The 9,566-nt window shown below is 65.7% G+C and carries 12 protein-coding genes and 1 pseudogene; 9 read left to right on the top strand and 4 right to left on the bottom strand.

The window, feature by feature from the left end; all coding sequences use genetic code 11:
• The 5 genes and pseudogenes from NA4_RS42150 to NA4_RS19605 all read left to right on the top strand — a co-directional run.
• Window positions 1-218, top strand: a pseudogene (locus NA4_RS42150) (hypothetical protein); the annotation flags it as partial.
• A 157-nt stretch (window positions 219-375) separates the two neighbouring features.
• On the top strand, window positions 376-1,581 hold the full coding sequence (locus NA4_RS19615; protein WP_067471670.1) for a cytochrome P450: 1,206 nt from the start codon (window positions 376-378) through the stop codon (window positions 1,579-1,581).
• A 67-nt stretch (window positions 1,582-1,648) separates the two neighbouring features.
• The gene (locus NA4_RS43285) at window positions 1,649-1,771 is read left to right on the top strand and encodes a hypothetical protein (RefSeq protein WP_281180038.1); all 123 of its coding nucleotides are present in this window, start codon (window positions 1,649-1,651) and stop codon (window positions 1,769-1,771) included.
• Window positions 1,768-2,004, top strand: coding sequence for a hypothetical protein (locus NA4_RS19610; protein ID WP_067471667.1), 237 nt, complete (start codon window positions 1,768-1,770; stop codon window positions 2,002-2,004). The genes NA4_RS43285 and NA4_RS19610 overlap by 4 nt, the downstream gene beginning before the upstream one ends.
• Window positions 1,991-2,455 (top strand): hypothetical protein, encoded by a 465-nt coding sequence (locus NA4_RS19605; RefSeq protein WP_067471663.1) that lies wholly within the window; start codon window positions 1,991-1,993, stop codon window positions 2,453-2,455. The genes NA4_RS19610 and NA4_RS19605 overlap by 14 nt, the downstream gene beginning before the upstream one ends.
• Here NA4_RS19605 and fabG read toward each other — a convergent pair.
• Window positions 2,421-3,119 carry a 3-oxoacyl-ACP reductase FabG gene (gene fabG / locus NA4_RS19600; protein ID WP_067471660.1) on the bottom strand — a complete coding sequence of 233 codons (699 nt, stop codon included), beginning with the start codon at window positions 3,117-3,119 and terminating at the stop codon, window positions 2,421-2,423. The two genes, NA4_RS19605 and fabG, sit on opposite strands and share 35 nt — an antisense overlap.
• Before the next feature lie 47 nt (window positions 3,120-3,166).
• Window positions 3,167-3,985, bottom strand: a complete 819-nt coding sequence (locus NA4_RS19595) for a hypothetical protein (protein WP_245671491.1) — start codon at window positions 3,983-3,985, stop codon at window positions 3,167-3,169.
• A 475-nt stretch (window positions 3,986-4,460) separates the two neighbouring features.
• On the opposite strand from NA4_RS19595, the gene NA4_RS19590 reads away from it, so the two are divergent.
• The 4 genes from NA4_RS19590 (at window position 4,461) to NA4_RS19575 (ending at window position 8,342) form a co-directional block, all read left to right on the top strand.
• A complete protein-coding gene (locus NA4_RS19590; RefSeq protein WP_157129148.1) occupies window positions 4,461-5,060 on the top strand; it encodes a M48 family metallopeptidase in 600 nt (199 codons plus the stop codon).
• Between the two features lie 218 nt (window positions 5,061-5,278).
• Window positions 5,279-5,782, top strand: coding sequence for a hypothetical protein (locus NA4_RS42670; protein ID WP_245671490.1), 504 nt, complete (start codon window positions 5,279-5,281; stop codon window positions 5,780-5,782).
• The gene (locus tag NA4_RS19580; RefSeq protein ID WP_067471651.1) at window positions 5,779-6,933 is read left to right on the top strand and encodes an MAB_1171c family putative transporter; all 1,155 of its coding nucleotides are present in this window, start codon (window positions 5,779-5,781) and stop codon (window positions 6,931-6,933) included. Before NA4_RS42670 ends, NA4_RS19580 begins: the two co-directional genes overlap by 4 nt.
• A complete protein-coding gene (locus NA4_RS19575; protein WP_067471648.1) occupies window positions 6,930-8,342 on the top strand; it encodes a cytochrome P450 in 1,413 nt (470 codons plus the stop codon). Before NA4_RS19580 ends, NA4_RS19575 begins: the two co-directional genes overlap by 4 nt.
• On the opposite strand, the gene NA4_RS19570 is transcribed toward NA4_RS19575, so the two are convergent.
• Both NA4_RS19570 and NA4_RS19565 read right to left on the bottom strand, forming a co-directional pair.
• Window positions 8,330-8,728 (bottom strand): hypothetical protein, encoded by a 399-nt coding sequence (locus tag NA4_RS19570; protein WP_067471645.1) that lies wholly within the window; start codon window positions 8,726-8,728, stop codon window positions 8,330-8,332. The two genes, NA4_RS19575 and NA4_RS19570, sit on opposite strands and share 13 nt — an antisense overlap.
• A complete protein-coding gene (locus NA4_RS19565) occupies window positions 8,725-9,393 on the bottom strand; it encodes a hypothetical protein (protein WP_067471643.1) in 669 nt (222 codons plus the stop codon). The genes NA4_RS19570 and NA4_RS19565 overlap by 4 nt, the downstream gene beginning before the upstream one ends.
• Window positions 9,394-9,566 lie beyond the last annotated feature (173 nt).

The following is a 9,566-nucleotide window of genomic DNA, read 5'->3' as shown; positions in this document are numbered from 1 at the left end:
CCCCCATCAGCAGCGGTCTGGGGATGGGTTTGACTGCCCGCCAGGCTGGAGCCGCGCTCGGTGTCGCGGTGTTCGCGGCGATACTCACGCCTCAACGCTTCATGTCCTCGTGCCATCACTTGTTCGCCCTGATCGCAGTCATTTCCGTCCTGGGTGCTGGCTTGTCTGTGGCGATGAGGTCGCCCGCGGGTTCCGACGAGGCCGGGGCGGCGTCATGAGCCGTGCTGTCCGCATTGTGCGTACTCCGGCGGGATGGTCGGTGATCACTTCCGCCCCGCCGCCGCTGTGGCTCTACCGGGCCGCCGACGCCATTCACGACTTGCGCGCCGCAGGGGTGCGCCATTCATCACTTTCTCTGCTTCGGAAGGAGTTTCGATGACGACCACTACCGCCACGACGGCGCCGGACGTCGCGCTCGAGGCCATACAGCGGTGGGTGGCCGCCGCCGAAGACGTCATCCCGATCATCGACGGTCGCAACGTGTTGATCCGGCATCCCGACGACATTCGCACCGTGCTGACGAGCAGCGACTTCACAAAGGAGACGGGGCCGAACCGCTATTTCAGGGACCATGTCGCCGACGGAGTGCTGACCGCGCCGCCTCATCGGCACCGCAGCGAGCGGCTGACGCTCAACGCGGCCACCCGCGACTACATGGAGCTGAACAGGGTGGCCATCGAGCACGCTGATGCGCTGGCTGCCGACCTGGAGCAGCGCGGGCTGCGCGGCGAGTCGGTCGACTTGGCTGCGGCGATGAGCCGGCTGACGCTTGGGGTCATCGCCGAGGTCATGATGGGTTGGACTGTCATCGACGAGCTGGCCGAGGTGATGGCGGCGGCGATGGCTGTGCTCGACGCGAGCGGGGCGATGCTCCCGGGCCTCGATCAGCTGGGTCCGGTCCGTGCCGCCGTTTTCGAGGTGGTCGAAAAGATGATCGCCCGTCAGCCGGTGGAGGAGCGCGGCCCCGCCCTTACCGCGATGGTCGCCGCGGGATTCAAGCAGGACGCAATCGTGCACCAGGTGGTGACCTTGCTTCTTGCCGGGCATGAGACCACGGCGAATTCGCTGACCTGGACATGGATCTCACTGATGCGAAACCCCGGCGTCTACCGCCGGTGGCAACAGCAGATGGCCGAGAACCCGAGGTTCGCCCGGGCTCTCACCAGCCCGATTTCGCGCGAGGGGCTGCGCCTGTTCCCGTCGAGTTGGATCATCGGGCGGCGCGCGACGGTGGCCACCGCATTCGGCGGTGTCGAGGTACCGGCCGGGTGCACGATCACCATCTGCCCGTACATCACTCATCGGCTTCCGGAGTTCTGGCCGAATCCGGAGGTGTTCGATCCGGCCCGGCACGAGCAGCCGGCCGGACATCGCTTCGCGTGGATCCCGTTCGGAGCGGGCCGACGGATGTGCCTGGGGTCGACTTATGCGACGTGGGAAGCCGATGTCGTGCTGTCGCGGCTCGGACAAAAGATGACATTCCACTCCGAGAGTGCCGTATCGGCCACTCCCCGCTTCCGGTTCACGTTGGGTGCGCCGTCGGTGGTGGTGGACATCGAGCCGATCGGGGAGCGCCGGTGACTGGGCGGGTCAGGACATGCGAGGCCCAACGAGGGGCTCCGAGGACGACGGGGGAGCGAGCGAGTTCATGAGCCATGACGTCATAGCTGCTGTTATCGCGGCGGCGTACTTCGGCACGGTTGCGGTGATGGCGGTGATCGGCTTTCGGCGGCCGCGCTATTCGCCCGGGCGCAAGGAGGTGGAGCGATGAGAGGCCGCGATCGAGACTGGCTGGAGTCGATGTACGGAGTTCGGGTGCCCGCGGCCGCCGCACAGCACGGTGAGGAGCTGGGCCGATGGGTTCGCGGCCTCGAGGAGCGGGGTGGGTACGGGGCGGAGTGGACGGCGCTGGTCTTTCCGGGTCAGCGGCCGTCTTCCCGCGGCAGTGCGGGGTTGCTGTCCGATCAGGCCGTCGGGACGGGGGAGTTCGATGTTGGTCGGTGACGATTCCTCGGCAGCGGTCCTGGCTGCGCTCGAGGCCGCGCGTGGTGTACGCCATGCGGGCGCCGGCCTGGTGGTGGTGCTGTTGCGGGAGTCGGACGTGGCGGCGACGTTGCACTGGCGCGTGGATGGGACGGTGACCACCACGATGGCAGGGGTCGCGGAGTCGCTGGGGACCGATCGGGCCGTGTTGATCGTGGTCGGCTCCGTGAAGGTAGCGGGGCCGCTCATCGTGGCTTGCGATATGGTCGCCGATCAGCTGATCGGCGCCGGCGTGGTGGTCACCGCACGTATTCATGTGCGCGCCCTCACCGATGGCGGCATGATCTGGACGGATCTGTCGGGCGAGGGAACGCATGACGGATCCGGGCTGCCGTGGTCGGCTCGCGGGGCGCGTGCGGTGAGATCGGGTGGCCGGGCTAGTGGCCCATCCCGATTCCTCCGTCGACGTTGATGACCGTGCCGGTGATGAATCCGGCGTTCGGGGATAGCAGGAAGGCGACGGTCGCGGCGACTTCTTCGGGCTTGCCGATGCGTCCGAGCGGGGTGAACTCCGTCGCCTTCTTGATGACGTCGGGCGAGACGGCTGCGGCCATGTCGGTTTCGGTGAAGCCTGGAGCGACGACGTTGGCGGTGATGTTGCGCGGGCCGAACTCGCGGACAAGGCCGCGGGCCATGCCTACGAGGCCGGCCTTGGCGGAGACGTAGTTGAGCTGACCGGGCATTCCTGCCAGCCCGCTCGCCGACCCGATGATGACGATGCGGCCGAATCGGTTGCGCAGCATGTTGCGGTTCGCGCGCTTGACCACGCGGTAGACACCGGTGAGATTGGTGTCGATTACGCGGGTGAACTGGTCCTCGTCCATTCGCATCAGCAGAGTGTCGTCGGTGATGCCCGCGTTGGCTACCAGCCCTTCGACGGGGCCGTCTTCGGCCTCGATGTGGCTGAACGCGCGGTCGACGGACTCGACATTGGTGACATCGCATTCGACGCCTCGGACACCGTCGGGCACGGTGGAGCCGCGGTGGGTTCCCCAGACGGTGTGACCGTCTTTGACCAGGTAGCTAGCGATGGCAGCGCCGATGCCGCGGTTGGCACCGGTGACGAGAACGCGCACGAGAATTGACCTCCAAATAGTTTGGGCTAGTAGAGTTTCGGGGTGGCTCAGTCGGATTGATCTTCGCGCAGCAGAATGATCGCTACCGGGTCGCCGTGTTTCTCACGGGAGCTGTGGAGGGCGAATTTCGCTGCGATGAAGGGACGGCCGTCGATCTCGATCTTCTGTTCGACCGGTTCTTCGGCCGGGTCGATGGTGAGTTCGTTGAGGTCGACCTGATCGAGGACTTGCGCGATGCGCTGCTCGCCGAGTGGCGCGAGCTTGCCGACCGAGGTGATGGGGATGCGCTTCTGCTTTTCGACCAGCAGCACCGTCGCGGCGCTGAAGCGGACCAGCGAGGAGATGTTGTTCTCCATGTTGTCGCGGTGGTCGAGTTTGAGGGTGAGCCCGTAGAGGGTTCGGTTGCCGTCGGCGGCTACGCGCAGGCGGCAGCTGGACCACATGTGTACCCAGGTGCCCTGCGGGCGTAGTGACCAGTAGCTTTGGATCAGGATCCCGTCGTCGCCGGTGAGTGCGTCGTAGTAGCCGCCGACCAGCGACCAGGCGTCTTCGGGGTGCAGCCACATGAATAGGTACTGCACGTGGCGTTCTTCGCCTTCTTCGCGGCCGTCACCGATCATTGACGGGTCGTCGCCGGTGGTGCGTGTGGTCATCGCCGTCATGTCGAGGAGCCAGGCGTTGTAGGTGGGCCGCTCGGTGGGCGGTTTGGTGGCCACCCAGACGATGAGGCCGACGGGCGTGCCATCGGAGGCATCGATCTGGTAGACCTCGGTCACCAGGCCGTCGATCTTCGGAAGGTCACGGCCGGCGAGAGCCGCATTGACGACGGCCCGAAAGGCGGTCTCGCCGATTCGATCGAAGTGCAATTGCCGAGCGCAGCGACGAAGCGGCTTCGCGACCCGCTCGCCGCCGGCGGAGTGAATGAATATGTCTTCGCTGAGATTTGTGCCGATGATGTCGACTGCGACCCATCTCCCCGGTAGAGCCATTCGCCAAGCATATGCGAGTTCGACGGAAGATGATCTCCGTCTGTGGTCGGTTGCCCAGGTGATCGGGGGCTGGCTACTATCGGGCAGGTCACGGTTTAGATCGTGACGCGCCGGCCTGTGAGCGTACTCCTGTCCGGAAAGCCGAGGCCCACATCGGGTGGGTCTGCTTTCTGGTGCTCACATGAAGGACTGGCGATGAACCGATTCGATCCCCGCTCACTGCGGTCGCAGATGGCGCCGCCCTGCGGAATCCTTCTGTCTTGCCCGGGGTCGGGGTGGTCGTCGACGACCACCCCGACCCCGGGCATTGCTGTGCCCGGACCTCGGTGTGCTTGGATGGTCGGTTCGAATCGTGCTGCGCTACAGCGGATTTCATCAACGGCGCTGCATCGGCAGCAGTCGCGTAGCCGCAGCCGTGGAGCAACACTGCATGGAAGGGGAGGCTAGGTTGTTTGCTCGTTTTCGGCGCCCGTGGTCGACGCGCTCGCGGTTCGAGGAGATCGTCGATCGGCTGGCGCTGCCAGAAGACTGGAGTGTCGAGGAGTTCTTCGCGTCGCTGGAGCGGGTCCGGGGGCGAAGGATCATCCGGAGACCACTTCCAGCAAATTTGCCGGTGGGTTTGTGCGGGCTGTGGCTGGCGCGTCCGGACGACGACGTTGTCTTGCATCGGCTCTCGGAGGATCCCACCCAGGAGCGGCACGTGATCGGGCACGAGGCGGCGCACATGCTGCTCGGGCACGGCCATCGCGCGTCGCCGGCGCAGCTGTCGCGGATGCTGATGGGGGTCAACCTGGATGGCGGGGTGGATGCCTCGATGGTCCGCACGGCCCGCGGGGTGAACAGCTACGCGACCCGCGACGAGTACGAAGCCGAGATGTTGGCGACGCTGATCATGACCGGGGCACGCCGGGACGGGATGGTGCGGCGGGATCGGATGTTGCGTGCGTTCTGAGCAACGAGATCGGTTCGGACGCCGGATGCGGGCGCGGCACGGGGGCTCGGTCGCGATCTGTTGCGGCCTGTTAGCTGGCGTTTTTGATGTTGGCAGAGGCTGGAGGTTTGGTGTAAGCCGGGATGTTATCCGCATTCCTGGGGTTGGCGGTCGGGAGTGCGGGGTCCGGGGCAGCGGACCCTTTGGGCGGCCCTCGGTCAGCGAAGGGATGGCGGGGCGTGGAGGACTCGACGAGTCGTGTGCTGGGCAGGCGGGCGGACCTGATGCATCTGGTTCCGTCGCCGTGGGACCGGGCGAAATTTCTTGCGGCGCTGGGGGAGTGGCGCGGGCGGCCGATCAGGTTGATGCCGGTGGAGGCAGCGGCGCTGCCGGGAGTCTGGGATCCGGGGCGTGGGACGCCGTGCGGGTTGTGGCTGGATACCGATGAGGCCGATGTGATCGCGTTTGCGCTGGGTACGACCGATTTTCATGTCGACCAGATTCTGATGCACGAGGTGGGGCACATGGTGCTGGATCATTCCCGCGACGAGGACGGCGGCCTGGTCGGGTTGGAGCAGTTGCTTCCGGGTATCGACCCGGCGACGATCCGGCGGGTGCTGGGCCGCAGCGAGTTCGTGTCCTGGCAGGAGGACGAAGCGGAGCTGTTTGCCGACCTGATGCTGTCGAGTACGTCGCGCTGGCGGAAGACTACGCCGATGAGGTCGTTCTGGAGGGAGGGGTGACTTCTTCGGCACCTGCGCCGGTCGCTTGGGCGATTCTGGGATTCAGCGTGGGCGTGCTGGTACTGCGGTTCATCTTCTTCTCGATCCGGGCCGATCCGAGTGAGCGGCTGATCACGTACGCGCTGGCGTTCGGCACCTTGTCCGGCCTGCTGCGCGAACGGGCGGTGCAGGACTGGCTGGCGCAGATGAATGTCTTCAGCGTCGGGTTCACGCGGCAGCTGAGCACCGTTGTGATGGTGATGCTGTTCGCGCCGCTGCTGTTGCTGGTTGCGACGTGGGCCGAGGACTGGCATCGGCGAGCGGCCCGCACGAGCAGGCTGGTGTGGGTCAGCGCTTATTCGACCGCGGCGGCGATGCTGCTGCTGGGCAGCCATGCGCGAGCGATCGGGCAGTACATCGATCGCACCGAGGGCTGGCAGACGCCTCTGTATTTCGCTGGCTTCTCCGGCTGGTGCGCGGCGACGGGACTGCTCATGCTGCGGCCCAGCATCCACGAACTGCGAGCCGGGCATCTGCGCCCGGAACACCGGCTGACCTATGTGGTGATCGCGATCATCGGGGGCTGGGCCTTCGAGGAGGCGATTTCGATCTTCATCTCCTCGTTGTGCGCGGCGACCGGGTACGGGAGCTGGTTCGTCGGATTCCGTTTCCGGGCGAACGAGAACAATTTCGTGTACCTGCTCGGGGGCGGAGCAACCGTCGCGGCGGCGGGGGTGATGGTCGAGGTGGCGCGCCGGTTGCGCATCGATCCGGCGTCTCGGGCGGTTCGGCAGCTCACGCCGATGTGGGAAGAGTTGGTGCGCGCCTGCCCGGAAATTCCGCGGTTGACCCGTGACGTCACGATGACTCCACGGCAGCGGGTGCATCGGATGACGGTGGAGATCCGGGACGCACTTCTGGTGCTGGGCCGCTACGCGGGTCCGGTGCCGGCCGATGTCGAAGGGGCCCGGGGGGAAGCCATCCAGATCGTGATGGCGATACAGCGAAAAACCGCTGGTGAGCCGCCAGAAGGCTATCGGCGGCTTCAAGCATCCGCACGGGGTGGGGATGTGGTCGACGAAGTTCCTGCGCTGCGCAAAGTCGCGGCGCACTGGGAGGATGCGCACAGGCACGCGCAGGCCCTTCAACTGGATGGAGAACACGCACTATGACGACAACGCCAGTGAGTGAGCGGATCCGCGCTGCCGACCGGGTGCTCCCGCATCCGCCGCACCGCATTCCGTGGCTGGGCGACGTATGGGACCTGCATGTCACCGACTCGAGCCAGTGGGGCATGCGTGGTGCGCAGCGGTACGGCGGTATCTACGAGCGGCTGATCTTCGGCCAGCGCGTGACCTATGTGTCGGATCCAGACCTGCTGCGGGAGATCAACGATGATGGTGCTTGGGCGAAGTTCCTGGGCATTCCCGTGCGCAATTTGCGGCCGATCGTGAAGGACGGCCTGTTCACCGCGCACAACTCCGAGCCGAATTGGCGCAGGGCGCACGCGATTTTGGCTCCGTCGTTCTCGGCGGCCGCGATGAAGGGCTACCACGCCACGATGCAGACCGTCGCCGGCGAGTTGGTCGAGCATTGGGCGGATCGCGAGGGCGAGTGGATCGATATACCGGGTGACGCGAACAAAGTCGCTCTCGAGGTGATCGGTCGCGCTGCCTTCGACTACAGCTTCGACTCGTTCGCGCGCACCGATCCGCATCCGCTCGTGGCAGCGATGTTGCGCATCCTCACGTACGTGAACCGGTCGAGCTATTCGCATCCGTTGTTGGAGCGCACGGTGTTTCGGGAGCAGCTGAGCCAGCATGGCCGCGACATCGCGTTCGTCAACCGTGAGGTCGACGAGGTGATCGCGAAGCGGCAGCGCGACGGTGGCGAGGCCCGCGGGGATCTGCTGGAGCGGATGTTGACGGTGCCCGATCCGGACACCGGAGAGCGTTTGAGCGCGGAGAACATCCGCCGCCAGATCCTGACGTTCCTGACCGCGGGCCACGAGACGACAGCCGGTGTGCTCGCCTTCGCACTGCACTATCTGTCGGTCCATCCCGAGATCGCCGATCGCGCCCGCGCCGAGATCGATGACGTCTGGACCGGTGATGAGCTGGCAGTGGAACAGGTACCGAAGCTGCGCTATATCCGGCGCATCGTGGATGAGACGTTGCGGCTGTGGCCTACGGCGCCGGGCTATTTCCGCAAGGCTCGGACGGATACGATGCTGGGCGGCAAGTACCCGTTCGAGAAGGGCGAATGGGTCTTCGTGGTGCTGTTGCAGCTGCATCGCCACCAGCTGTGGGGAGGAGATCCGGAGGCGTTCGATCCGGACCGGTTCGCGCCGGAGCGAGTCCGCGGCCGACACCCCGAGCTGTACCGGCCGTGGGGTGTGGGTCTGCGTGCGTGTATCGGACGCCAATTCGCATACCACGAACTGCAACTCGTGCTGGCCACCATACTGCGGAACTACGATCTCAAGCCCGACCGCTCATACGAGTTGAAGGTGCGCGAGACGATCACCTTGAAGCCGGAGGGTTTGCGGCTCAAGCTGTCTCGGCGCGGTCAGGGAAGGTGACCGTCACCGTGGGCGCGTAGCGACCTGGTCAATGCTTCGCGATCGGATGTCGACGGATCGGGTCCGCGTAATCGGACCCGGTGTACTCCGGCGTCGCGCAGGGTGGCCAGCAGCTCCAGCTGGCTATGCGCGTCGCGCACACGCTGGGTGTCACCCGGATCGGTGAGATACCAGGCTGGCTGGTTGAAGTGGCGGGCGAGGGCGGCGAGCAGGTCGGTGCGCGTGGTGGTGGCGCCTGCACGGATGTCGGCCAGTTCGTCGGCCGTCACCTCGAGGCCGCCGTCACGGATCGCCTCGGCGACGAGTTGCGGGCTGGGTTCGCCCTCGTCGCTGTTGTGTAGTGCTCGAAATAGCGTGTCGACTCGCTGCGCCAGCGACCATGTCATCTGCTGCCCTCCAGTCTGGCTCGGAACCTCATTGTCGTCGCGTCATCGAGGTCGGGGCACATTCCGGCGAGCCATCGGCGATACAGCGGCTCCTCGTCGTCCTCCTGGTCCGGGTCGATGGGGCGATCCAGGAAGGGACCAAGCAGCGCGACCAGCGGACCGAGAGCACCCTGCTGTCGATGATTGGCTTCGAGCAGCTGGGTGATGTAACGGGAGTACAGCGGTTGAACTGCGGCGTCAAGATGTTCGGCGGCCTGCTGCATCGCCGGTGCCTCTGATTGTGCGAGCCGGTTGATCTCGGCAGCAGCAGCCACCAGGGCAGTGATCGTGTCGACTGGAACCTCCACCGCCGGCGGTCCGACGGCGATGTCCGTGCCGCCACGTTTCGGTGTCGGTTGCCTGCCGGCGATGACGTTCTCCGCAGAACCCGGTTCGCAGTCCAGTCCGACATTGAGCCTGCGTAGCGTCTCCGGTTCGAGGCGGCGGGCCTGCTCGCGCTCGATCTTGAGCATGGTGGGTTCGGTGGGCCCGCCTCGAAGGCTGACCTGGCGCCGCGATCGGCCGAGTTGCCCCATCCGCGCTGCGACGAAGTCGCGCAATCGCTTGGCCGAGGCATCGTCCAAGATCACAAAGTCGCGCAGGCGCCTCGCGGCTGCGTCGTCCATGAAGCCCCTCTGCGAATGATCAGACTCTGTTACGGGTCATTTTACGCAAGTAGATACGAAATCACTGTCGAATCGATTCACCGGTTGCCGGGGACCTTACAGCGAGACCTCAACCACGGCAAAGCAGGGATATTCATGTCTTGCGGGGTCCACCGCGAGAGCTGCATTACCGA

It is taken from the genome of Nocardia amamiensis NBRC 102102, assembly GCF_001612745.1.
GTDB classification, from domain to species: domain Bacteria; phylum Actinomycetota; class Actinomycetes; order Mycobacteriales; family Mycobacteriaceae; genus Nocardia; species Nocardia amamiensis.
The sequence above is the reverse complement of the archived record's forward strand: the minus strand, read 5'-3'. Positions and strand labels throughout refer to the sequence as shown.

What these genes read in the sequence shown, in the direction of transcription:
- NA4_RS43285 (WP_281180038.1), top strand. Translation starts at nt 1,649, where the DNA reads ATGAGCCATGACGTCATAGCTGCTGTTATCGCGGCGGCGTACTTCGGC.
- NA4_RS19610 (WP_067471667.1), top strand. Translation starts at nt 1,768, where the DNA reads ATGAGAGGCCGCGATCGAGACTGGCTGGAGTCGATGTACGGAGTTCGG.
- NA4_RS19575 (WP_067471648.1), top strand. Translation starts at nt 6,930, where the DNA reads ATGACGACAACGCCAGTGAGTGAGCGGATCCGCGCTGCCGACCGGGTG.
- NA4_RS19570 (WP_067471645.1), bottom strand. Translation starts at nt 8,728, where the DNA reads ATGACATGGTCGCTGGCGCAGCGAGTCGACACGCTATTTCGAGCACTA.
- NA4_RS19605 (WP_067471663.1), top strand. Translation starts at nt 1,991, where the DNA reads ATGTTGGTCGGTGACGATTCCTCGGCAGCGGTCCTGGCTGCGCTCGAG.
- NA4_RS19565 (WP_067471643.1), bottom strand. Translation starts at nt 9,393, where the DNA reads ATGGACGACGCAGCCGCGAGGCGCCTGCGCGACTTTGTGATCTTGGAC.
- NA4_RS19615 (WP_067471670.1), top strand. Translation starts at nt 376, where the DNA reads ATGACGACCACTACCGCCACGACGGCGCCGGACGTCGCGCTCGAGGCC.